Below are 24,560 nucleotides of genomic sequence, written 5' to 3'. Positions count from 1 at the left end.
TTTAACGTTTTTTAGAATTATTTAATTTTAAATCCCCTATTTTTGGGGGATTATAATTTTTGATAAATTCTGATGCAAAAAGTTTATTTAGATAGCGCAGCTACAACACAGGTTAGAGAAGAGGTTATTGCAAAAATGCAAGATGCTTTAGGAGAATGTTACGGAAACCCGTCTTCTACACACAGTTTTGGTAGAACAGCTAAAACTGCAATAGAAAAAACACGTAAAACAATTGCAAAGTATTTAAATGCACACCCAGCAGAAATTATTTTTACATCTGGAGGTACAGAGGCAGATAATATGATTTTGCGTGGAGCAGTTAGAGATTTAGATGTGCGTACTATTATTACGTCAAAAATAGAGCACCATGCTGTTTTACATACAGTAGAGGAATTAGAAAAAGAATACGGTATTGCTTTGCATTATGTTAATTTAGATGCTAATGGTAATCCAGATTTAATACATTTAAAAGAGTTGTTAGCACAAGATGATACTAAAAAAATAGTGAGTCTTATGCATATTAATAATGAAATAGGCAACAAGTTAGATATTGATGCGGTTTGTGCATTGTGTAAAGAGTACAACGCTCTTTTTCATTCAGATACTGTGCAATCTGTTGGGCATTATGCTTGGGATGTACAGCAAACACCTGTAGATTTTTTAACTGCTGCAGCACATAAATTTCACGGGCCAAAAGGTATAGGTTTTGCTTACATAAAGAAAGATAAAGGTATTAAGCCTTTAATATTTGGAGGTTCACAAGAACGTGGTTTTAGAGCAGGTACAGAGCCATACCATAACATTGTTGGTTTAGAAGAAGCATTTGTAAAATCTTACGAGAATTTAGAGCAAGAAAAAGCCTATGTTATAGAGTTAAAACAATATTTTATAGATAAAATTAAAGCGGATATTCCCGAAATTAAATTTAATGGTTTGTCTGGTAACATGGATAAAAGTACGTACACATTGGTTAATGTAAATATACCAGTAGACGAGAAAAAAGGATTAATGCTTTTATTTCATTTAGATTTAAAAGGTATTGGGTGTTCTAAAGGTAGTGCTTGCCAATCTGGAAGCAGTTTAGGGTCTCATGTATTAACAGAGGTATTGTCTAAAGAAGATTTGCAAAAGCCGTCTGTGCGTTTTTCTTTTTCTAAGTACAATACCAAGCAAGAGTTAGATTATACTATACAAGTATTAAAAGAGTTTGTAGAGAGTTAATTTTTCTTATTCTTTTTTACTCTTTCTTTATCATAAGGAAATTTACGAGTTGCTTTTTTCATCATACCATCTATAAGATCTATGGTGTTTTTGCCAGTCTTCTTGTTAATTTCCTTTTCGTATTTCCATAATAGTTTGCCAGAGTCACCATCACTAACCTTTATTCCAATACGCCCATAATTAGCGTTTCCATCAAAATAATCAAAGAAATTAAAGTCTGTAGAAACTCCATCAGATAACAATACATTTAAATCTATATTACCACTAATAATACCATCTACATTTAATAGCTTGGCTAGTTCTTTAGTGGTATGTATATCTATATTTTTAAATGTAATATTATTTTTAGCTAATAAAGCATTAGTGTTTTTTATGTTCTGAAATTCTACAGCGTATTTCTTCTTTTTTTTACCTCTTAAAAAATAAGTTTCTAGTGCATTTTGCACAGCGTATCCCTCTTTTTCTTCTAACTCTTTTAGCTTTTCTTTTGTAATGTTATCTTTTAGCTCCAAATTAGCTAAAAACGGAATAATTGCCAGTACTTTATGGTCTTTGCTTATGGCATCAAAATGTTTGTTTTCGTATATGTTTTTTTGTGCTTGTACTCCACAAAAAGATAGTACTATTATAAAAAGTAATGTTTTTTTCATTTTTTGTATTCTCTGTAATTACACTGCCGTGTTAAAGTTTAATACACTTTATTTTTTTGCAAAAGTATATGAAATTACTAAACTTATAAGCTTTTAATCTTTTAAACTATTGTTATTTTAGGTGTGTATTTTATTAAATTAACTGTTTTTATTTACCCTTTTGCTATTGCAGTGTTATTTTCTATAAAAAGTAGTTTCATATGTTGTAGTGTTGCCTATGTTATCTGTAACAACAACTTTTAAATTACATTCTTTTTTATCTAGTATTTTATCATCAAAATCATAGGTTATGGTGTTGGTTTTATACTCATAACTCATTAATATCCATTCTCCGTTAATGTAAGCATTGTAAGTGTCAATACCACTTAAATCATCTACAATTTTAAGGCTTAAATATTTGTAATTGTTTAGCCATTGTTTTGCTTTAAAGTTTTTAGGAGTAATAACTGGTGCAACTGTATCTTTTGCTAAAGTATAAGTACCTAAATTTTTTGTTCTTGTAGTAAAGGTATTTCCTCTTTTATATGTAGTTGCGTGTATAGGTAAGTTTTTGCTATTTAACCTGGCAATAAAAAGTTGTTTTTTTTCGGCATCAGTATATTTACTAACATCAAAAGTTATGGTAAAATTACGGTGAGCAGGAACCTCATTGTTATGAATTTTTACAGTATCTGTTCCTTTTTTTAAGTCAATATAAAAATCGTTATAAAATGTATTTGCAGGAAAATATACTTTTGCACCATCTAAATTGTAATTGTTTGGCTTTTTAGCAATTAAATAATTGTTGGTAACTTCTATTTTTTTAGGTGATTTTAATTCTTGCAATTTACCTTCAACAGGAATAATAATTTTGGTGGTGTTATTTTCCCAATCTTTTAGCAATAGTTCTACATTGTAGGTAAGACCATTAGTTATGTTAATTTTACCGTTGTTATGTAAATCAGAATATACACTTAGTTTGTTGCTAGGATCTTTATAGCACTTTACAATGCGCTGGTTATATTTACCATAATGTTGGTAGTCTATTAAGGTGTTAATGTACCTTGTTTCGGCAAAAGAAAATGAATCGAATTTAAATTTAGAATACGTTTTACCATTAACCAGTTGTTCTATGGAGTAAATTCCGTTTTTATTAGCGGCCATATCTTGCCTGTCATACCCATTAAAACCAATACCAATAGTACCAGAAGCGTATACTTTATCTGCTAAGTAAGAGCCATCTGCTTGTTTTTTAAACTTTATTTGCGTTTTATTTGCACTTTGGTTTATTTGTGCATTATCACTTAAAGGGTATGCGTATAGGTTTAAAATTGTTGGGTCTGTAGCGTCTCTAATGTCATATCCGTAAAGTAATGGGTTTGTAGGTTTGCTAGTGGTATTACTTCTAATTTCAAAATGTAAATGTGGACCAGAAGAACCGCCTGTATTGCCAGAATAGGCTATTACTTCTCCTTTTTTAACTTTAAGCTCACCAAAATCAGGAAAAGTCTCTACTTGGTATGATTGCTTTTTGTATTGTATTTTTTTTATGTACTCTTCAATTTTAGGAGAAAATTTTTGCAAATGGGCATACACAGAGGTGTAACCGCTTGGGTGTGTAATGTAAAGAGCTTTACCATATCCCCAATGCGATATTTTAATACGTGTTACAGATGCATCATCTATAGCGTAAACAGCTAAACCTTCTCTTTGTTGGGTTTTAATATCTATACCAGAATGAAAATGATTAGAACGTAATTCGCCAAAATTACCCGCTAAAATTAACGGAATGTCTAAAGGAGATTGAAATTTATTTTGAGGATATTTCTCTTGTCCGTTTACAGATGTTAGTAAAAATAGTGCAGCTATAAATGCGTAGATTCTCATAAGTATTTTTAAAGTTGATACGAAAATAACCAATCCCGTTTAATTGAAAAAAACTAATATGCTATAAAAATTACAAAACACCTTATTACAGAGGGTTAAGTGCTAATATTTAATTCTTTACAAGAATAATTGAAAAAAGTATTGCGCACTAGTTTAATCTATGTTAACTTTGTGATAAATGCATCGATTTTTGTAAATGAGCGAATTAGTTGAAATTGTTGATTCTTTAGAAAACAAAGTTAGCAAGCTACTTCATAAAATGGAGTTATTAAAGCAAGCAAATACTAGGTTGTATGAAGAATTACTATCGCTTAAACAAGAGCAAGCACAAACTTCTAATTTGGTTTTAGAATGGGAAGAAAAATACAATGCTCTTAAACTTGCAAATTCTATGCTAGGCAGTAATAAAAATAAAACAGAAGCAAAGCTTAAAATAAATACATTAATAAGAGAGTTAGATCATTGTATTGCTCAACTTGCTGAATAATGTAATATTAATACTTATGGCAGAAAAGCTAAAAATTAAACTTTCTATTGCAGATAGGGTTTATCCATTAACTATAGATCCTAGTCAGGAAGAAGGTTTACGCAAAGCTGCAAAAAATATAGAGCAGTTAGCAAAAAAGTTTGAGCAAAACTATGCCGTTAGAGATAAACAAGATGTATTGGCAATGTGTGCCTTGCAATTTGCCTCTAAAATAGAACAGAAAAGTATTGATAAACAAGAAGATACAACAGAGGTTACTAAGCGTTTACAGGCTTTAGAACACATTGTAGATTCTAAGCTTAGCTCTATATAATATAAAATACGTTCATTACATAACATTAAATTACTGCCCACATTGGTATTTTTTTTGACAAACTCAACATTAATTTGTTTTTAAAGGGTGAGTTTAGTTTGTAAAAGCAAGCCTTACTAGTATAAGGATCCTTGATCATGCTGTTAGCCCTAATCCTGTTTTATAGGAGTTTGTACAAAACATCCCCAATGTGGGTTTTTTAATATATATAAACAACCATGGAGAATATTACATTTATAATTATAGGAACTATAGTAGGTTTAGCAATTGGCTTTATAATAGCTAAGTTTTTAGAAAAAGGAAAAGCCTCTAAAACAATTGCTAGTGCTAAATTAGAAGCAGAATCAATACTAAGAAATGCAAAAACCGAAGGTGAAAGCATTAAAAAAGATAAAATATTACAGGCTAAGGAAAAGTTTTTAGAACTTAAGGCAGAGCATGAAAAAGTAATTATTGCTAAGGATAAAAAAATGTCTGAAGCAGAAAAACGAACAAGGGACAAAGAATCTCAGGTGAGTAATGAGCTTGCAAAAAATAAAAAGTTAAACGACCAGTTGCAATCTAAATTACAGTCTGTAGATCATAAAAACGATTATTTAGAGAAAAAGCAATCTGAGTTAGATAAATTACATAAAAATCAAGTTCAGCAATTAGAGGTAATTTCTGGTTTGTCTGCGGATGAAGCAAAAGAGCAATTGGTAAATTCTTTAAAAGAAACAGCTAAGTCTGATGCTATGGCATTTATGCAAACAGCTATGGAAGAAGCTAAACTTACTGCAGAGCAAGATGCTAAAAAAATTATAATAAATACCATACAGCGCATAGGAACAGAGGAAGCAGTAGAAAACTGTGTGTCTGTTTTTAACCTAGAGTCTGATGATGTAAAAGGGCGTATTATTGGTAGAGAAGGTAGAAACATTAGAGCTTTAGAAGCGGCAACAGGAGTAGAAATTATTGTTGATGATACGCCAGAGGCAATTATACTTTCTTGTTTTGATTCTGTTAGAAGGGAAGTTGCGCGTTTATCTTTACATAAATTAGTAACAGATGGTCGTATACACCCTGCGCGTATTGAAGAAGTTGTGCGTAAAACAGAAAAGCAAATTGAGCAAGAAATTGTAGAAGTTGGTAAGCGTACAATTATAGACTTAGGTATTCACGGTTTGCACCCAGAGTTAATTAGAGCTGTTGGGCGTATGAAATACCGTTCTTCTTACGGACAAAACTTATTGCAGCACTCTAGAGAGGTAGCTAAACTTTGTGGTGTAATGGCAGCAGAACTAGGTTTAAATCCTAAAACAGCTAAAAGAGCAGGATTATTACACGATATAGGTAAAGTTCCAAATACTGAGGTAGAGGTAGAGACTCCACACGCTATTTTAGGTATGCAATGGGCAGAGAAATATGGAGAAAAACCAGACGTATGTAATGCAATTGGAGCTCACCATGATGAAATTGAAATGAAAACTTTAATAGCTCCAATTGTACAAGTTTGTGATGCTATTAGTGGTGCAAGACCTGGAGCAAGAAGACAAGTGTTGGATTCTTACATACAACGATTAAAAGATTTAGAGGAAGTTGCATTTGGATTTGTAGGCGTACAAAAAGCATATGCAATACAAGCCGGTAGAGAATTACGTGTTATAGTAGAGAGTGAAAAGGTAAATGATGATAAGGCAGCTGAATTGTCTTTTGAGATATCTCAAAAAATACAAACAGATATGACGTATCCAGGACAAGTTAAAGTTACGGTTATACGAGAAACAAGAGCAGTTAATGTAGCTAAGTAAAAACAAGTTAATTTTATAATATAATATAATGTAAAAGCCTCCAATTTGGAGGCTTTTTATTTGTGTAGAAGATAAAGAAATATGTTATTTTTTTCTTTTTCCAAAAATTGCTGTCATCATTAAACGTAAGCTGTAATAAAATAATGCTAATGCGGCTAATGAAAGTATAAAGCCAAGTATAAGTACAGGTAGGTATAAAGGATGATTCTCGTTTTTAAAAGCTTCATAAATAGCTCCAGGACCAGAAAACATAAGTAATACTGTTAACCCAAAAAACTTAATGCTTTTGTAAAAAGAGTCTGACTGTGTTGTGGGCATATTAAAAATAGTATTTGTTAGTTTATAGTAATTTTATATTCGTATGTCTCAGAAAGGTTAAAATAGCCTAAGGCGTAATCTTCTTCATTAGTAACATTAACAATATTTCCTCTAATTGTAGCTGGTGTTGTTTGAAAAGGTCCACCAGCACTTTCTCCACTTTGTGCTAAAATTAGATTCATATAATTATAAAACTGTTCATCTGTTCCATTTAACTTTATAAGAACTTCCTTGCCAGGGGATAAATCGTCATAAAAATAAGAGAATTTAAAAGTTTCACCCTGAAAAAATTCATCGGAAGTAGTTAAAAACTCTCCAAAGTCCAAATCAAATAAGTAAAAATCATCTCTATTTGGGTTGTCTGTAAAAGATACTATTAATTCTGTATCATCGTCATCAAAAAGTGTAGCATCTCCTTGCTCAACATTATCAATTGCAACACTAGGTATTAATGTTGTTTCAGCAATGTATGTATTGTTGTTGTACTCTACATTTAACTGATAGGTTTTGTTAAATTCTGGTGTAAAATTATTAGAATTAGCCTGGTAGTAACCGGCATTTCCGTTAGATGAAAATGGGTAAACCGTTCCTGTGCTTAAATCTTCAATAAAAACATTTGCAGTAGTTACGGGATTATCTTCTGTATCAAAATAATTTGTTGTTAAAGATAGTTTTACAAATCCGTCAGTTCTTACTGGGGTTTCTGTTGTGTAAACATTAAAACTAGCGTCTATAACTAATTTAGGCTCCGAGTTTGGTACTTCTATATCTACTACATCTTCGCATCCAAAAATTAATAGCAATGGTATAATGTATAATAACTTTTTCATTAGTATTAAAATTTAAAATTATAAGTTACAGATGGTACTACACCAAAAATTGAGGTACGCAATGCTTCATTGTTACCTGTGTCTTCATTTCTAGAAAAATTGATAGAAGCGGCATTTTTACGATTGTAAACGTTGTAAACACCAAAAATCCATTGTGCTTGTAGCTTTCTATTTTTATTTTTTTTAGGTGTTAGTGTAGCAGATATATCTAACCTATTGTAGCTTGGTAGACGTTGATTGTTGCGTTCTCCATAAATAGGAATACTTAAATCTTTATATTCAAATTGTCCTATTGGGTAGTTTGTAGGTTGCCCAGATTGGTATATTAAATTGCTATTAATGCTCCATTTGTCATTAATGTTATAACTTGCATTTAATGATAAATCGTGGGTTTTATCAAAAGAGGTTGTATACCATTTTCCGTTATTTATTCCTGTTTCTTCTATAGTTCTGCCGGGTGTTTGTTGTTCAGATTTTGATAAGGTATATGATAGCCATCCGTTTAATTTTCCACTATTTTTTTTGAACATAAACTCTAAGCCGTAAGATCTCATTTTTCCGTTTAAAATCACTTGTTCTATTGCATCATTAGCAATTAAATTAGCGCCATCTATATAATCTATTCTGTTTTTTACATCTTTATAATACGCCTCAGTCTCTAAAGAGTAATTATCATTTTTAAAATTTTTAAAATAGCCTATAGCATATTGATCTAAAATTTGTGGTTTTATATATCTTCCACTAGGAGACCAAACGTCTAAAGGAGTAGGGGAGCTAGTGTTAGATAGTAAATGCAAGTACTGCGCCATATGATTGTAACTTGCTTTAATAGAGTTGTTGTTGTTTAATGCGTATGATAAGGCTAGTCTAGGTTCTAAATTATTAAAAGTTGTTATTTGGGCAGTTCTTTTAAAGCGTTCTTTACCTATAGGTTCTGCACTTTCATATATCTGAAAATCAGTATTAAAATTAACTGCTTGGTTGTTTTCGTATATAAAAAGTTCATCTTGGCCAAGTCTAGTGAAATGGCTCCAGCGTACTCCGTATTGTAAGGTAAGTTGGTTAGTAATTTTGTGTTCTGTGTCTATATAAGCGGCAAATTCGTTGGCGTATTTATCTGTTAATTTATTTGGTAAAATGCCAGAGTCACTGCGGTTTGGCTTTATCTCACCAGGATTAAACCTGTAATAGGTGTTATTTATGCCGTAATTTAACTTTAAATTATTAGAAATGTAATTTTTAAAATCGTATTTAAGATTAAAATTTTGAATACCTGAGTTCCATTTAAAACCAACAAAATCTAATTCTAGCCCATAAAAGTAGTCTGAGTAAATTAAAGATAAGTTGCTAAATAATTTATCAGTAAATAAATGATTCCATCTCAAGTTAATAACAGAGTTTCCATATGTGTTTTCAAAACTATTAGCAATACTAAAAACATCTCTTCCAAAATAACCAGAAAGATATAAGTTGTTGTTTTTGTTTATTTTATAATTTAGTTTGGTGTTTAAATCATAAAAATACGCTTTATTATCATTGTCTATTAATGGTAAAAATAGGTGGGCGTAAGAACTGCGGCCACCTACTAAAAAAGCTCCTTTATCCTTTTTTAAAGGGCCTTCTAATAATAATCTGCTAGAAACAATGCCAATACCTCCGTTAGCTTTAAACTCTTTACTGTTTCCTTCTTTTTGATAAATATCTAGTACAGATGAAATTCTGCCTCCGTATTTAGCGGGAATACCGCCCTTGTATAGCTTTAGATCTTTTATAGCATCTGGGTTAAAAACGGAAAAGAAACCAAATAAATGTGAAGAATTGTAAATTGTAGCCTCGTCTAATAAAATTAAATTTTGATCTACAGAGCCTCCTCTAACATTAAAGCCAGATGCACCTTCACCACCACTTGTTACACCAGGTAGTAGTAAAATTGACTTTAGAACATCTGCCTCTCCTAATATAGCTGGTATCTTTTTAATACTGCTTGATGACAAGGAGTTAACACTCATTTGTGGTTTTCTAATATTAATTTTTTCTATGTCTTTGGTGAGTATTACTTCGTTTAGCTCTTCAACAGCTTCATTAAGTTGAAGGTTTAAAGTAGTGTCTTTTGTTAAATTTATTTGCTTTTTTACCTCATTAAAGCCAATATAGCTAACAATTATAGTATGTGACCCTTTGGGTAAGGTTAAGGAATAAAATCCGTATTCATTAGTAATAACACCTGTCTGTAGTTCTGGTATTGTTATAGAAACGCCAATTAGTGTTTCGTTGCTAGAAGCCTCAGTTATAGTGCCGTATAGTGTATATTTTTCCTGAGCATTACTTTTGGCAAAAATAAACAAGAATATAAAAAGGCAGACAATGGGTCTGTGCATAATTGGTGTGGTTTTTTGGTAAAAATAACCACTTTTAGAGCTAGATAATAATAGTTAACATTTATTTAAAATAAAAAAAAGCCTACTCTTGGTTAAGAATAGGCTTTTTTTATGATAATAAAAATATTAAATACTGTTAATAATTGTATTTAAGGTATTACTAGGCCTCATAGCCTTAGCTAAAATTTCTTGATTAGGCAGGTAATAGCCTTCTATTTCTACACTAGAACCTTGAGCATTAATTAATTCTTGATTAATTTTATCTTCGTTATCTTTTAAAGAGGCATAAACTTCTTTAAATTTTGCTTGTAAAGCGGGACTCTTAGTTTGGTTTGCTAAGGCTTCTGCCCAATATAACGTTAAATAAAAATGAGAACCTCGGTTGTCTATTTCGTTCACTTTTCTAGACGGAGATTTATCATTTAATAAAAACTTTTCTGTTGCATCTCCTAATGCTTCAGCAAGCACAAGAGTATCTTTATTTCCAGATTTTTCTGCTTCGTGTTCTAACGAAACTTCTAGAGCTAAAAATTCACCTAAAGAATCCCAACGTAAATGGCCTTCTTCTGTAAATTGCTCTACGTGTTTTGGGGCAGATCCACCAGCGCCAGTTTCAAATAAACCACCACCATTCATTAACGGTACAATAGATAACATTTTAGCACTTGTGCCAACCTCTAAAATTGGGAATAAATCTGTTAAGTAGTCTCTAAGTACATTACCAGAAACAGAAATTGTGTCTTTACCATCTTTAATTCTGGCAAGTGTGTATTCTGTAGCTTTTAAAGGTGAAAGAATTAAAATTTCTAAACCAGAGGTATCGTGGTTAGGCAAGTATGTGTTAACTTTTTTAATTAATTCTGCATCATGAGCTCTGTTTTCATCTAGCCAAAAAACAGCTGGTGTATTTGTAGCTCTAGCTCTAGAAACTGCTAGTTTAACCCAGTCCTGTATAGGTGCATCTTTAACTTGGCACATTCTCCAAATATCACCAACTTCTACATTATGCTCTATTAGTACATTACCATCTGCATCTATAACTTGTACTTTTCCGTTGTTTGCAATTTCAAAAGTTTTATCATGAGAGCCGTATTCTTCAGCCTTTTGAGCCATTAAGCCAACATTTGGAACTGTACCCATTGTTGTAGGGTCAAAAGCACCGTGTTTTTTACAAAAGTCTATAGTTGCAGCATATATTTCTGCATAACTGCTATCTGGAATAACAGCTTTTGTATCTTGAGATTTACCATCTTTATTCCACATTTGTCCAGAATTACGAATCATTGCTGGCATAGATGCATCAATAATAACATCACTAGGAACGTGTAAATTTGTAATTCCTTTGTCAGAATTTACCATAGCTAAATCCGGCCCATTTTCAATTGCCTTTTCTATTTCAGCTTTAATTTCTGCTCCGTTAGAAATTTTATCTAATTTATTAAACAAACTCTCTAAGCCATTATTTGCACTGATACCGTTTTCTTCAAAAACTTTACCATATTTTTTAAATACATCTGCAAAGTAAGCTTCTACTGCATGACCAAAAATAATTGGGTCAGATACTTTCATCATTGTAGCTTTCATATGAATAGAAAACAATACTCCTGCATCTTTGGCATCTTTAATTTGCTCTTGTAAAAAGGCTAAAAGTGCCTTGTTGCTCATTACTGTAGCATCTATAATTTCTCCAGGTAATAAAGCAATTTTTTCTTTTAAAACGTCCTTAGAGCCGTCTTCTTTAACTAGTACAACGCTAACGTCTGTACCTTTGTCTAGTGTAAGAGATTTTTCGTTAGACTTAAAATCTCCAGCAGACATAGTTGCTACATGGGATTTAGAATCTGGTGTCCATGCTCCCATTGAGTGTGGGTTAGCTTTTGCGTAATTTTTAACTGCTTTAGGGGCTCTACGATCAGAGTTTCCTTCACGTAATACAGGATTTACAGCACTACCTTTAATTTTGTCATAACGACCTTTAATTTCTTTTTCCTTAGCGTCTTTAGGATCGTCTGGGTAGCTAGGAATTGCATATCCTTTTGATTGTAATTCTGCTATGGCTTCTTTAAGTTGTGGTATAGAAGCACTAATATTTGGTAATTTTATAATGTTAGCCTCAGGACTTTTTGCCAATTCTCCTAATTGAGCTAAAGCATCTTCAAATTGTTGCTCTTTAGAAAGGTAATCTGGAAAAACAGCTAATATACGAGCTGCTAAAGAGATATCTTTTGTTTCCATTTCTATACCTGTAGTTTTGGTAAAAGCTTGTACAATTGGTAAGAAAGATTGAGTTGCTAAAGCTGGAGCTTCATCAGTTTTTGTATATATTATTTTTGGCATATTATATTGATTTATTTTAAGCGAAACAAATATACAATTTTCAGTTATCTTAAGGAATGAGATATTTTTAAAAAACTATTAAAAATTGTGATTATTATGCAATAAATCAATAGAAAAACAAAAGCCATATCATAGTATTGTATACATTGATATGGCTTTTAGAAACAATTCTTAACTTTTGTGTGTTTTATACCTTCTATAAAACGGCAACCATTGATTGCAGTTAACTTTTGTTTCTACGTTTAAAACATAACAATACTTAATTTTAATTAAGTCAATATATTATGTTTCTTCTTGTTGCTATTTTTAAGTTTATTAAACATATAATTTAAAAAGTTAAAAATCTAAAGTAAGGTTTTATCAACCCGCTATAGGTCTTCTGTATAACATTAATTTAAGATGTGCACTTAATTAACATAATAAAGAGATCTTGCAACAATATAAAGAACGCAACTTTATAGTTACTTACTATACATTTACCTAATAATGATATTAATAGCAAATAACTCTTAAATTTAATAAATATAAATTAATTAAGCAATAAATTTAACATATTATGATTATTTGGCTTTGTAAATAAAAATAACATATATGTGTTAATAAAAAAAAGTCTACCGCTAGGTAGACTTTTTAGTATTGTGTAAGAAGTAGTTTTATTTACGAACTTCTTTAATTCTTGCTTTTTTACCAGTAAGACCTCTAAAGTAGAAGATACGAGCTCTACGTACTTTACCTTTCTTATTGATTTCAATTTTTTGTAATGCAGGTAAATTAACAGGGAAAATACGCTCTACACCAACAGTACCAGACATTTTACGGATTGTAAAAGTTTCTGTAGCACCGCTACCTCTTCTTTGGATAACTACTCCTCTAAAGAACTGAGTACGAGTTTTTTCACCTTCCTTAATTTCGTAGTATACAGTAATTGTATCACCAGCAGAGAATTTTGGAAAATCTTTTTTAGGAACAAATTCGTCTTCAACAAATTTAATTAATGCTTCCATCTTATGTTTTTTTATGTAAGTTTATTAAAATCAACAATTCACGTATTTCGCCAGAGGTTAATTTTAAATCGAGTGCAAAAATACATTATTAATTTTATGTGGCAAGTTTTGAATAGAATTTTTTGCTATAATAAAGTTGTTATGACTCTTTTTTTAGTTTGCTAACAGCTATAATAAAGCCAATAACAAAAATAATAGAGAAGAAGCAGCTTAACACATTAATACTATAGTTAGCTAACATTAGTTGTTCTGGCTCTAAATTAAGTACACTTGTTAAAGTTGCTATTAGTGGGTATGCAATTGTGCAGAGCAAGCTTACAATACTACCAATAATCATAAAAATACCCTCTATACCTTTTCGTTTGGTAGTATAAATTATAGCGCCAATTATTGTGGCAATAGCTATTAAGGCGTAAATTATAGAGGTTATTCCGTATAATATTTCAAAATTGTCAATCATTATCTAGTAAATCTGGTCTTAGTTGTTTGGTTCTTTCATAGGCTTGGTCTTCTCTCCATTTTTCAATTTTTGGAAAGTTGCCATTAAGTAATATTTCCGGTACTTTTAATCCTTTGTATTCTGCAGGTCTGGTGTATACAGGCGGAGCTAACAAATTATCCTGAAAAGTATCTGTTAGTGCAGATGTTTCGTTATTTAATACACCAGGTATTAATCTAATTATAGTATCACATAATACAGCTGCTCCAAGTTCACCTCCAGATAAAACGTAGTCTCCAATAGATATTTCTTTTGTAATTAGGGTATCTCTTACTCTTTGGTCTACACCTTTATAATGTCCGCAAAGAATAATTATATTTTTAGATAATGATAGTGTATTTGCCATTTTTTGGTTTAACGTACTACCATCTGGCGTCATATATATAACATCGTCATACGCACGTTCTGCCTTTAGTTTGCTAATGCACTTATCTATTGGTTCTATCATCATAACCATACCTGCACCACCACCAAATTGATAATCATCTATTTGGTTGTAACTTTTATCTGTATAGTCTCTTAAATTGTGAAAATGAACTTCTACTAACCCTTTTTCTATAGATCTTTTTAGAATTGAAGCTTCAAAAGGACTCTTTAATAATTCTGGTAAAACCGTAATAATATCTATTCTCATACTAAATTATTGGCAGCAAATATACAATTTAGATTTTGCTAATTGGCTGTCCAAAAGTAGTGAAAAGAGTTTGTATCTTTTTTCCAGTTTAATTTTTCGTATAATTTTTGTGCAGGGTTGTTTGTTGCGGTCTCTAGTGCAATCCCTTTGTAGTTGTTAAATAAGCAAAACTCTTGAGCTTTTTGGAGTAGGGCAGCACCAATATTTTTAGATCTATGGTTTGCATCAACAAATAAGTCGTTTAAAATAAAAATGGGTAGTAGAGATACAGAAGAGTACGAAGTATAAAGTTGTGTAAAACCAACGGCTTCAACTCCTTTAAAAGCAATAAAAATATGGGATTGTTCTTTAGTTAATCTTTCTTTTAAAAAAAGAGTGGCAGCCTCTAAATTAGACTCTTGTTTGTAAAATATTCTGTAGTTATTAAACAGAGGAGCTATAGATGAAATATCTTTTACTGTTGCCTTTTTTACTGTTACCATAGTTTTAAAAATAAAAAAAGCTCCTTAAAAAAGGAGCTTTTATGTGTTATTTTTTATGCTTATTAAGTTCATCCATGAGCTGTCTGCTTATTTTTTGCTCTCGTTCTAAAGCTCTTCTTCTGTGGTCTTCAAACTCAGTTTCTAACTCTGCTAAGTTTGTTTTAGCTTCTTGGGTTAGTACATTACTTTTTCTAAATCTGTAAATAAATAAAAGTAATAACGTAAGTAAGCCTCCAATAATAGACCAAAGTATAAGGTTATAAGTTACTTTGGACACCTGCATACCTAAAAAAAACATACTGTCTTTTTCTTCTGTAATTGCAGTAAGGTTTTTTGTGGTAGCGTCTAGTTTTTGGTTTAAATCATTAATTGTCGTTTCGTTTTCTTTAATAGTACTTTTTAAAGATATTTCGGTTTTATTGTAAGCAGATAAAGAATCTAAAACATTCTTTTTTAGTTTTTCTAAACTTGTAACTTTTACAACTTCATATCTTACACCTGCAGCTCTATAATTTCCAGACTTTTTAGCAACGTAATCAAATTGAGATTCAATTGGTCCACTCTCTAAAGAAAAAGTGGAGTCTCCATCTTCAGAGTCGTTATCTTCCTGAGCAAACTGTAGGTTCCATACTAGTAAAGCAATAAATATTGGTAATAGCTTTAAGCCTTTCATATAATGTTGTGTTTAAAAAAAATTATGAGTTGGCTAAAGTAATTTAATATTTTTAGATAAGAAAAAAACTCCGCTGAAACTTGAAGAATAAAATAGAAAAATGTCTAAAAAATGCTCCAATTTATGAGTTACAACGAAGTTTTCCAACACATAATCGATTAATAGTACGTAAATCTTCTTACTTTAGAGATGTACTTAGCTAACCTTATTACTTGATGAGAGTATCCATATTCATTATCATACCAAATGTATAAAATAATGTTTTTACCATCTTTAGAAACTATGGTGGCAGGGCTATCATAAATTGATGGGGCAGAAGTACCAACAATATCAGATGATACTAACTCATTGTTTAAAGAATATTTAATTTGCTCTACAAGATCTCCTTCTAAAGCATATTTTTTAAGAATAGTGTTTATACCTTCTTTAGATGTTTTATTGTTAACGTCTAAGTTTAATATAGCTAAAGATCCGTTTGGTACTGGTACCCTAATTGCATTAGAACTTAATTTACCTTCTAAACTAGGTAAAGCTAAACATACTGCTTTACCAGCACCAGTTTCTGTAATTACCATATTTAGTGCTGCAGCTCTACCACGACGGTATTTATTGTGCATATTGTCTACTAAATTCTGGTCGTTGGTATAAGCGTGTATAGTTTCTAAATGTCCTTTTTTAACACCTAAAGAATCTTCAATAATTTTTAAAATTGGTGTAATTGCATTTGTAGTACAAGATGCCGCTGAAAATATTTTAGTAGTATCTGGGTTGTGCTCTAAGTGGTTTACACCGTGTACAATATTTGGTATTCCTTTACCAGGAGCTGTTAGTAAAACTCTAGATGCACCTTTAGATTGCAAATGTCTGCTTAAGGCTTCTTTATCTCTAAAAGCACCTGTATTGTCTATAATTAAAGCGCTAATTATACCGTATTTAGTATAATCTATATCTTCTGGTTTTTGCGCAGAAATAATATGTACTGTAGTGCCATTAATAATTAAAGCACTGTTTTCTACATCTACATCAATAGTACCTGTAAAATGTCCGTGTACAGAGTCTGTACGCAAAAGGCTAGCTCTTTTTTCTAAAACCTCTTGGTTAATTGCTCCTCTGGTAACAATGGCTCTAAGGCGTAATTGGTTTCCTTTACCAGTTTTAGCCATAAGCTCTCTGGCAACTAATCTACCAATTCTACCAAAACCATAAAGAACCACATCTTTTGGTTTTATTGTTTTGGCGCCATTAGCATCTTTTAACTTGTCTAAAACAAATGCTTTTACATTACTGTAATTATTATCATCTGCGTGGTATTCATAAGTTAATTTACCTATATCTAATTTAGCAGGTGGTAATTTAATGTCGTTAATTGCTCTTAAGATTTCAACAGAATCAAAAATTGAAATTGGTTTTTGTACAAATTCACCTGCATACTCGTGTAGGTTAATAATGTCACTAACATTTTTATCAATAATCTGATTTTTGAAAAGAACTACCTCAATAGACTTGTCATACCACAGGTTGCTCACAATTTTTATGAACTCTGTAGTTGCTTTTCTACGGTCTGCTTGAAAAGCTAATTCTTTCTCGTACGATTTACTGGCACTCATTAAATATGATTTAAAATGAATTTAATTTTGGGCAAAAGTACTATATTTCAAACGTTTTCGTAAAGTGTTTTATAAAAAAAAATGCAGACTTCGTTAAGTCTGCATTTTTAATCGTTTAAAAGGTTTGTGTTTATTGAAAGATTAGTCGTTCTCTTTCTCCTTTTTCGTTAACCATAGTTATACTAGTGTACCCGTATCTGCCAATAGAGCTAAATAGGTTTTTGGCATCATACACATTTTTAATCTCTTTTTTTCCTACAGCTATAAGTACTTTGCCTTCTAAATTGTACATTCTGTATAATTCCGGGACTCCTATAATTTTTACACCGTTTTTAGTTTTAAATTTTTTACGGTCTTTATCATTTAGGTTTTTTACTTCCAATCCAAGTCCTTCAATAATTATAGTTTGTCTTTCTTTTAAAATTACAGGCTTTATAATTTCTTCATTATCTCTTTTAATAGCTATTTGTATTGTGTCTCCTGGTCTTTTAGAAGATAAATAACCATTTAAGTCAGATAGCTTGTGAATTTCAACTTCATCAGTTTTTTTAATAATGTCTCCGCTTTGTAAACCGGCTTCAAAAGCACCAGAATCTTCAGTTACATCTTCAATATAAACACCATCAACTTCATTTAAGCCATTTTCTACAGCATATCTAGAGTTTACTTTTGGTGTAGAAATTCCTAAAATTCCGTCTAAAACATTTCCATATTCAATTATATCATCTACAACCTTTTTTGCAATATTGCTTGGTACGGCAAAAGAATAGCCAACATAAGATCCTGTTCTAGAGGTAATAGCTGTATTTACACCAATTAAATCTCCGTTAGTATTTACTAAAGCACCGCCACTGTTTCCTGGGTTTACAGCAGCATCTGTCTGTATAAAAGATTGCGACTTATTGCTCATATCTAAATTACGAGCCTTAGCGCTAATAATACCTGCTGTTACTGTAGATGTTAAATTAAAAGGGTTGCCAACAGCTAACACCCACTCGCCAACTTTAACACTATTGCTGTCTCCAAAAGCCAAATAAGGTAATTTCTTTTTTGCATCAATTTTTAAAAGAGCAATATCTGTATTTGGGTCTGTGCCTACTAATTCTGCTATATAAGTTTTGTTATTGTTTAGCGTAACTTGTAATTGTGTGGCATTGTCTATAACGTGGTTATTTGTAACTATATAACCATCCTCAGATATTATAACACCAGATCCGGTACCAACTTGTGGTTTTGCAGAAACACTTTGTCCGTAAAAAAACTGTAGTACACGATTTTGTTCTTGGTCTATAGATACATTTTTAACGTGCACAACTGCATTAACCGTATTTTCTGCCGCAGTGGTAAAATCTACTTCATTAATACCAGCACCTCTAAAAGAAACAGGGGTGTTACTTGTTGTAAAAGTAGATGCATTAGAGTCTTCTGTTATAATGTGATAATTTTTCTCCTCCAAAAATAATTTATATGCTCCTAAAGTTATTGTGCCTGCAAGCACAGAAACGGCTAGTAAACTTGTTATTTTTTTCATAATCATTCAATATATTAACATTTTCAACTGTAAAATTATCAATTTTATATTTCAATAAGTCTAATTTAACGTCTTTTTAACTGCTAAAAAAACCTTAACAAATTATATATTTGTGACTATGCAAATTACATTTTATAAATATCAAGGAACAGGGAACGATTTTGTTATGATAGATAATAGATCTTTAAGTTTTCCAAAGGAAGATACCAAGTTAATTAATAAGCTGTGCGACCGTAAGTTTGGAGTGGGAGCAGACGGTTTAATTTTACTTGAGAATGATGAGGAATTAGATTTTAAAATGGTGTATTACAATGCAGATGGTAATGAAAGTACTATGTGCGGTAATGGAGGAAGGTGTCTTGTTGCATTTGCTAATTTTTTAGGTGTGATAAAAGAAAAAACCACATTTAATGCTGTAGATGGTTTACACAATGCTACTATTAATGCAGATATAGTAAGTTTACAAATGATTGATGTTGAAAATGTAAAGGAAAAAGAAAATTACTCTTTTTTAAATACGGGTTCTCCGCATCATGTGCAATTGGTAGATGATGTTACTAATTTTGATGTTTTTACAGAAGGGAAAAAAATTAGGTACGGACTTTATGGTGAAGCTGGTAGTAATATAAATTTTGTAGCTAAAAATGATAACGGCTATACTGTACGTACTTATGAAAGAGGTGTAGAAGATGAGACCTTATCATGCGGTACAGGTGTTACCGCTGTAGCTATAGCAATGCATAAATCTAAAAATACTAATTTAACAACAATACCTATTAAGGTAATGGGTGGTAATTTAGAAATTAGCTTTACGGTAGATAAAGATGGTTATAAAAATGTGTTTTTAACAGGTCCAGCAAAACAAGTTTTTAAAGGAGAAATAGTATGCTAAGTTTACAAGGAGATCGCATATATTTGCGTGCTATAGAGCCTAGTGATCTAGATTTTTTGTATCAATTAGAAAATGATACTAATATTTGGGAAATTAGCGGTACTACAGCTCCTTATGCAAAACATATTTTAGAATTGTATTTGCAAAATGCCTATAAAGATATTTATGAAGCTAAACAATTACGCCTTTGTATTTGTGATACAGAAGATCTTGTTATTGGATTGGTAGATTTGTTTGATTTTGACCCTGCCAATAAAAAGGTAGGTTTGGGCATTATAGTATCAGAAAAAAAGAAAAGAAATAAAGGAATTGGAGCAGAAGCGTTAGATTTGGTTTGTGCTTACGTGTTTCAAGTTTTGCAAGTGCATCAAATTTATGCAAATGTTTTAGCAGATAATGAGGCTAGTAAACATTTGTTTAAAAAAATGGGCTTTATTGCTGCTGGTGTTAAAAAAGATTGGATTTTTACTGGCAGTACGTTTAAAGATGAAATATTATATCAAAAGATAAACAATTAATGTATTTAAAAAGAATTTTAGTAGCAGTTTTACTTATAGGTTTAGTAGGTTGTAGTGTTTTTGCCTATATGGTTTACGGTGTGTTTTTTGTTGATAACACTAATTTTAATAATGATGCGGCATACGTATATATAAAGTCTACAGACGATTTTAACGATATAAAAGAGCAAGTTACGCCGTTACTAAGTAGTATACAAGATTTTGAAGCGGCTGCTAAACGTAAGGGTTATATAAATAATGTTAAAGCAGGTAAGTTTGAAATTAAAAAAGGAATGAATAATAATGAGATCATTAACTCGCTTCGTGGTCGTAACATACCTGTTAAGGTTTCATTTAATAACCAAGAAACCTTAGAAGACTTAGCAGGTAGAGTAGCGGTTCAGATTGAAGCTGATAGTGTGTCTTTAATAAACGCATTTAATGAACCTCAATTCTTAAAAGAAAATAATTTTACTCAAGCTAATAAATTAGCAATGTATATTCCTAATAGTTATGAGTTTTATTGGAATAGTTCTGCTGAAACTTTTAGGACTAAAATGCTTACAGAATACAAGCGTTTTTGGAATGATGAAAGAAAAGCCAAAGCAAAATCTTTAGGATTAACAGAAAATGAAGTTGTTGCATTAGCATCTATAGTGCATAAAGAAACAGCTAAAGTAGATGAAAGGCCAAGAGTTGCTGGTGTATACTTAAACAGGTTGCGTAAAGGGATGTTGTTGCAAGCAGATCCCACTGTTATTTATGCGTTAAAATTACATCAAAATAATTTTAAGCAAGTAATTAAAAGAGTTCTTTATAAAGATTTAAAATTAGACTCTCCTTATAATACATATATGTACGCTGGTTTGCCTCCTGGGCCAATTGCAATGCCAGACATTTCTGCTGTAAATGCTGTTTTAAATTCGGAAAAACATAACTACTATTACTTTGTTGCTAACGTAGAAAACTTTGGTTATCACAAGTTTGCAAAAACATTATCGCAACACAACCGAAATAAAGAGCAATATATCCGATGGATAAACAAGCAAAACATTAACAGATAAACACTTAATCCGTTAATTGGTGTCGAATATCCTAAAAATCTCATCTTTTATGCTTTTTTAACATTTTAAGAACAATATGAGGAGTAAATTTGCACCCGAGAAATTTAAGCTGACTTAATATTAATTTAATATTAGACCGTAAGTCTTAAGAAATGAAACTATATGAGAAAGTGGATTAATAAGTTAATCCCCCTAATCATGATTTTTATTTTAACGAGTTTTAGTTACAATATTATTGTGCCAAAAATAGGTACAGTGGCATTACCTAAAACACTTAAAATAGATGAACCTACAGAAGTTTTGTATCCCAAATACAAAACTGCTATTGAGAATGATGATGAAATGTTGAGTGTAAGTCCTCCTTTTTTAGGAGATTCATACAACGCATTTAAAGAAGCTCTTGCATTTAAGGAGTCTCAGGGAGATTATTTTGTGACAAACACATTAGGGTACTTAGGAAAGTATCAGTTTGGATCAGAAACACTGCAACTATTAGGGGTTACCAATGTAACTGCCTTTTTGAGCAATCCTATTTTACAAGAAAAGGTGTTTTACACCAATTTATGTAGAAATAAATGGATTTTGCGTAGAGATATTAAGCGATTTGCAGGTCGTAAAATAGCTGGGTTAGAAATAACCGAATCTGGAATATTGGCAGCAGCACATCTAGCAGGGCCAGGCAATGTAAAAAAGTTTTTACGTTCTAGAGGTACGCACACAGTACAAGATGCTTATGGATCTAGTATTGTTTATTACATGAAAATTTTTGCAGGTTATGATGTATCTGTTGTGAAAGCACTACGAAACCCAAGAATTTAAAATACTACACAATGAAAATGGAAAAAGCCTCAGCGTTATTGCGAGGCTTTTTTTTATGCTTGAAAAATAAATATTGTAGGTCTTTTATTTAAGTCTATATTTATTTTTTTCCATTCTGCTACAGAGTTTGTTGCTATTTGTTCTGTTGGTAATGTAATGTCTGTTGCAATGCATAACAATGTATGTGGGGCAAGTGTTTTTAAAAACTCAGCCAACAACTTGTCATTTCTATAAGGGGTTTCTATAAATATTTGCGATTGATTGTTGTCTTTAGAAATGCGCTCCATTTTTTTTATAACAGCTTTCCTTTCACTACCATCAATAGGTAAGTAGCCATTAAAAGCAAAACTTTGACCGTTTAAACCACTGGCCATAAGTGCTAAAAATATAGAGGAGGGTCCTACTAAAGGTACTACTTGTATGTTTTTTTGATGAGCAATTTTAACCACTTCTGCTCCGGGATCTGCTATTCCTGGGCATCCAGCTTCAGATATTATACCTATACTTTTTCCTTCAAGGCAAGGATCTAAAAAACTTGGTATTATTTGTGGATCTGTAAACTTATTAATTAACTCTATTTGTAAACTAGGTTGAGATTTACCTGAGCTTATTTTTTTTATAAATCGCCTTGCAGTTTTTTCATTTTCAACAATATAGTAATCTATTTGCTCTATTGTTCTTTTTATAGATATTGGTAACACTTCCAATGGTTCATTGTCACCCAAAGTAGTAGGTATTAAATATAGTTTTCCTTTTTTGGTAGTGTTTTCCATAGGTTATTGGTTTTTTAATGTTTTGGCAATATTTGTACAGGCTTGGTCTATTAAGTTGTAAACATTTTCAAAACCTTGGTCGCCACCATAATAAGGGTCAGGTACTTCGGTAATTTTTGTATCGCCAAAATTTAGTAATAATTTCACCTTATTTTTGTGTTCTGGTGATTGGGCTAGTGCAATAACATTATTGTAATTGCTATTATCCATTACAAAAATGGTTGTAAAATTATTAAAATCTTCTACAGTAAATTTTCTGCATACTTGTTTACTAATATCTATTCCGTATTTATTGGCTACGGCAATAGATCTTGGGTCAGGAGCATTTCCTATGTGGTAACCTGCAGTGCCGGCAGAGTCTACAAATACAGTATTTGGATTTACTTTGTTTTTTAGTATCCCTTCGGCCAATGGTGACCTACAAATATTTCCTAGGCAAACCATTAGTATTTTTGTCATTATCTTAAAATTTAAGAGAATTTTTTAGTAAGATCTTCTATGTATTTGCGAAACTGTTTGTCTGTTTCTGCTAAATTATCTACAGTTTTACAAGCGTGTAGCACTGTAGCGTGGTCTCTTTTTCCTATTTGTGATCCTATACTTGCTAAAGATGCTTTTGTAAATCTTTTTGCAAAAAACATTGCCAATTGTCTAGCTTGTACAATATGTCTTTTTCTGGTTTTAGATTGTAATGTAGAAACATCCATTTCAAAATAATCAGAAACAACTTTTTGTATATAATCTATAGAAACTTCTCTTTTTGTATTTTTTACAAATTTCTCAACTATTTGTTGGGCAAGCTCTATTGTAATTTCTTTTTTGTTAAAGGAAGATTGAGCTATTAACGAAATAACAGCGCCTTCTAGCTCTCTAATATTAGATTTTATGTTTTTGGCAACATAATCTATAATCTCTTCAGGCATCTCTACGCCATCTCTATAAAGCTTGTTCTTTAAAATAGAGACTCTTGTTTCGTAATCTGGAGTTTGTAACTCTGCAGATAATCCCCATTTAAATCTAGATAACAAACGCTGCTCTATGTCTTGCATATCTACAGGAGCTTTGTCTGATGTTAAGATTACCTGTTTTCCATTTTGGTGTAAATGGTTAAAAATATGAAAGAAAACATCTTGCGTACCTGATTTTCCAGATAAAAACTGAACATCATCAATAATTAAAATATCTATTAATTGGTAAAAATGAATAAAATCATTTCTAGTATTCTTTTTAACAGACTCTATATATTGTTGAGTGAATTTTTCAGCAGAAATATATAATACAGTCCTTTCTGGGTATTTATCTTTTATTTCTACACCAATTGCGTGTGCAAGGTGAGTTTTACCTAAACCAACACCGCCAAAAATTAATAATGGGTTAAAAGATGTTCCTCCAGGCTTATTAGCTACTGCCATACCAGCAGATCTTGCAAGCCTATTAGAGTCACCTTCTAAAAAGTTATCAAAATTATAGTTAGGGTTTAACTGAGATTCTATTTTTATGTTTCTAATACCAGGAATAACAAACGGATTTCTTAACTCAGGATTTTTAGATTTTATTGGTACATCTAACTCTTGAGGTGAAACGGTTGTTCTGTTTGAACTTGGTATTTTTTCTGTAAAAGGTTCTCTGTTGCCGTAAGTGTTTTCCATTCTAATAATGTAAACCAGCTTAGCGCTTTCCCCTAATTCTTTTGTAAGTGAAACTTTTAGTAGTTTCACATAGTGCTCTTCTAGCCATTCATAAAAGAATTTACTAGGAACCTGGACACTTAAAGAATTATCTGATAGTTTAATTGGTTTTATAGGTTCAAACCAGGTTTTGAATGCTTGGGGTTGTATATTGTCTTTGATAAAAGACAAACAATTATTCCATACTGATTCTGCAGTAACACTCAT

The 24,560-nt window shown here is 31.4% G+C and carries 24 protein-coding genes and 1 other RNA gene; 9 read left to right on the top strand and 16 right to left on the bottom strand.

The window, feature by feature from the left end; translation table 11 throughout:
* Positions 1-72: 72 nt before the first annotated feature.
* Positions 73-1,221, top strand: coding sequence for a cysteine desulfurase family protein (locus PBN93_RS00125; protein WP_077402606.1), 1,149 nt, complete (start codon positions 73-75; stop codon positions 1,219-1,221).
* On the opposite strand, the gene PBN93_RS00120 is transcribed toward PBN93_RS00125, so the two are convergent.
* Complete coding sequence (locus PBN93_RS00120) at positions 1,218-1,871, bottom strand: hypothetical protein (protein WP_077402609.1); 654 nt, start codon at positions 1,869-1,871, stop codon at positions 1,218-1,220. The two genes, PBN93_RS00125 and PBN93_RS00120, sit on opposite strands and share 4 nt — an antisense overlap.
* A 174-nt stretch (positions 1,872-2,045) precedes the next feature.
* A complete protein-coding gene (locus tag PBN93_RS00115; protein ID WP_271081154.1) occupies positions 2,046-3,737 on the bottom strand; it encodes a M23 family metallopeptidase in 1,692 nt (563 codons plus the stop codon).
* Between the two features lie 196 nt (positions 3,738-3,933).
* Here PBN93_RS00115 and PBN93_RS00110 point away from each other — a divergent pair, with 196 nt between their 5' ends.
* The 4 genes from PBN93_RS00110 to rny all read left to right on the top strand — a co-directional run bounded on the left by PBN93_RS00110 (position 3,934) and on the right by rny (position 6,327).
* Positions 3,934-4,224: a hypothetical protein gene (locus tag PBN93_RS00110; RefSeq protein ID WP_077402615.1), complete on the top strand. Its 291-nt coding sequence runs from the start codon at positions 3,934-3,936 to the stop codon at positions 4,222-4,224.
* A gap of 16 nt (positions 4,225-4,240) precedes the next feature.
* On the top strand, positions 4,241-4,537 hold the full coding sequence (locus tag PBN93_RS00105) for a cell division protein ZapA (RefSeq protein ID WP_077402618.1): 297 nt from the start codon (positions 4,241-4,243) through the stop codon (positions 4,535-4,537).
* Between the two features lie 61 nt (positions 4,538-4,598).
* Positions 4,599-4,709, top strand: a non-coding RNA gene (ssrS, locus tag PBN93_RS00100) — 6S RNA.
* Between the two features lie 46 nt (positions 4,710-4,755).
* Positions 4,756-6,327 (top strand): ribonuclease Y, encoded by a 1,572-nt coding sequence (gene rny, locus PBN93_RS00095; protein ID WP_077402621.1) that lies wholly within the window; start codon positions 4,756-4,758, stop codon positions 6,325-6,327.
* Between the two features lie 84 nt (positions 6,328-6,411).
* On the opposite strand, the gene PBN93_RS00090 is transcribed toward rny, so the two are convergent.
* The 11 genes from PBN93_RS00090 to PBN93_RS00040 all read right to left on the bottom strand — a co-directional run bounded on the left by PBN93_RS00090 (position 6,412) and on the right by PBN93_RS00040 (position 18,620).
* A complete protein-coding gene (locus PBN93_RS00090; RefSeq protein WP_077402624.1) occupies positions 6,412-6,645 on the bottom strand; it encodes a DUF6095 family protein in 234 nt (77 codons plus the stop codon).
* Positions 6,646-6,662: 17 nt separating this feature from the next.
* Positions 6,663-7,475 (bottom strand): DUF4249 domain-containing protein, encoded by an 813-nt coding sequence (locus tag PBN93_RS00085; protein WP_271081153.1) that lies wholly within the window; start codon positions 7,473-7,475, stop codon positions 6,663-6,665.
* A 5-nt stretch (positions 7,476-7,480) separates the two neighbouring features.
* The gene (locus PBN93_RS00080; RefSeq protein WP_271081152.1) at positions 7,481-9,853 is read right to left on the bottom strand and encodes a TonB-dependent receptor; all 2,373 of its coding nucleotides are present in this window, start codon (positions 9,851-9,853) and stop codon (positions 7,481-7,483) included.
* Positions 9,854-9,979: 126 nt separating this feature from the next.
* On the bottom strand, positions 9,980-12,190 hold the full coding sequence (locus PBN93_RS00075; protein WP_271081151.1) for an NADP-dependent isocitrate dehydrogenase: 2,211 nt from the start codon (positions 12,188-12,190) through the stop codon (positions 9,980-9,982).
* A gap of 653 nt (positions 12,191-12,843) precedes the next feature.
* On the bottom strand, positions 12,844-13,194 hold the full coding sequence (rplS, locus tag PBN93_RS00070; protein WP_013619598.1) for a 50S ribosomal protein L19: 351 nt from the start codon (positions 13,192-13,194) through the stop codon (positions 12,844-12,846).
* Positions 13,195-13,333: 139 nt separating this feature from the next.
* Positions 13,334-13,654, bottom strand: coding sequence for a hypothetical protein (locus PBN93_RS00065; protein ID WP_077402634.1), 321 nt, complete (start codon positions 13,652-13,654; stop codon positions 13,334-13,336).
* Positions 13,647-14,327 (bottom strand): tRNA (guanosine(37)-N1)-methyltransferase TrmD, encoded by a 681-nt coding sequence (gene trmD, locus PBN93_RS00060; RefSeq protein ID WP_077402637.1) that lies wholly within the window; start codon positions 14,325-14,327, stop codon positions 13,647-13,649. The genes PBN93_RS00065 and trmD overlap by 8 nt, the downstream gene beginning before the upstream one ends.
* 38 nt (positions 14,328-14,365) lie before the next feature.
* Positions 14,366-14,809 (bottom strand): GNAT family N-acetyltransferase, encoded by a 444-nt coding sequence (locus tag PBN93_RS00055; protein WP_077402640.1) that lies wholly within the window; start codon positions 14,807-14,809, stop codon positions 14,366-14,368.
* 46 nt (positions 14,810-14,855) lie between these two features.
* Positions 14,856-15,482, bottom strand: coding sequence for a tRNA (guanine-N1)-methyltransferase (locus tag PBN93_RS00050; protein ID WP_077402642.1), 627 nt, complete (start codon positions 15,480-15,482; stop codon positions 14,856-14,858).
* Positions 15,483-15,640: 158 nt separating this feature from the next.
* Positions 15,641-17,089 (bottom strand): glyceraldehyde-3-phosphate dehydrogenase, encoded by a 1,449-nt coding sequence (locus tag PBN93_RS00045; protein ID WP_077402644.1) that lies wholly within the window; start codon positions 17,087-17,089, stop codon positions 15,641-15,643.
* Between the two features lie 130 nt (positions 17,090-17,219).
* A complete protein-coding gene (locus PBN93_RS00040) occupies positions 17,220-18,620 on the bottom strand; it encodes a S1C family serine protease (protein ID WP_271081150.1) in 1,401 nt (466 codons plus the stop codon).
* Between the two features lie 118 nt (positions 18,621-18,738).
* Between PBN93_RS00040 and dapF the strand changes: the two genes are divergently transcribed.
* The 4 genes from dapF to PBN93_RS00020 all read left to right on the top strand — a co-directional run bounded on the left by dapF (position 18,739) and on the right by PBN93_RS00020 (position 21,892).
* Entirely contained in the window at positions 18,739-19,512 is a 774-nt protein-coding gene (dapF, locus tag PBN93_RS00035) for a diaminopimelate epimerase (RefSeq protein ID WP_271081149.1), read from the top strand.
* Positions 19,506-20,030, top strand: a complete 525-nt coding sequence (locus PBN93_RS00030; protein WP_271081148.1) for a GNAT family N-acetyltransferase — start codon at positions 19,506-19,508, stop codon at positions 20,028-20,030. Before dapF ends, PBN93_RS00030 begins: the two co-directional genes overlap by 7 nt.
* Positions 20,030-21,073, top strand: a complete 1,044-nt coding sequence (gene mltG / locus PBN93_RS00025) for an endolytic transglycosylase MltG (protein ID WP_271081147.1) — start codon at positions 20,030-20,032, stop codon at positions 21,071-21,073. The genes PBN93_RS00030 and mltG overlap by 1 nt, the downstream gene beginning before the upstream one ends.
* A 162-nt stretch (positions 21,074-21,235) precedes the next feature.
* Positions 21,236-21,892 carry a hypothetical protein gene (locus PBN93_RS00020; RefSeq protein ID WP_271081146.1) on the top strand — a complete coding sequence of 219 codons (657 nt, stop codon included), beginning with the start codon at positions 21,236-21,238 and terminating at the stop codon, positions 21,890-21,892.
* Positions 21,893-21,945: 53 nt separating this feature from the next.
* On the opposite strand, the gene PBN93_RS00015 is transcribed toward PBN93_RS00020, so the two are convergent.
* The 3 genes from PBN93_RS00015 to dnaA are packed head-to-tail and all read right to left on the bottom strand — an operon-like array spanning position 21,946 to position 24,560.
* Entirely contained in the window at positions 21,946-22,665 is a 720-nt protein-coding gene (locus PBN93_RS00015; RefSeq protein ID WP_271081145.1) for an SAM-dependent methyltransferase, read from the bottom strand.
* 3 nt (positions 22,666-22,668) lie between these two features.
* Complete coding sequence (locus PBN93_RS00010) at positions 22,669-23,124, bottom strand: low molecular weight protein-tyrosine-phosphatase (RefSeq protein ID WP_077402665.1); 456 nt, start codon at positions 23,122-23,124, stop codon at positions 22,669-22,671.
* 11 nt (positions 23,125-23,135) lie between these two features.
* On the bottom strand, positions 23,136-24,560 hold the full coding sequence (dnaA, locus tag PBN93_RS00005; RefSeq protein ID WP_077402668.1) for a chromosomal replication initiator protein DnaA: 1,425 nt from the start codon (positions 24,558-24,560) through the stop codon (positions 23,136-23,138).

The sequence above is a fragment of the Cellulophaga omnivescoria genome (assembly GCF_027915275.1).
Taxonomy (GTDB): domain Bacteria; phylum Bacteroidota; class Bacteroidia; order Flavobacteriales; family Flavobacteriaceae; genus Cellulophaga; species Cellulophaga omnivescoria.
The sequence above is the reverse complement of the archived record's forward strand: the minus strand, read 5'-3'. Positions and strand labels throughout refer to the sequence as shown.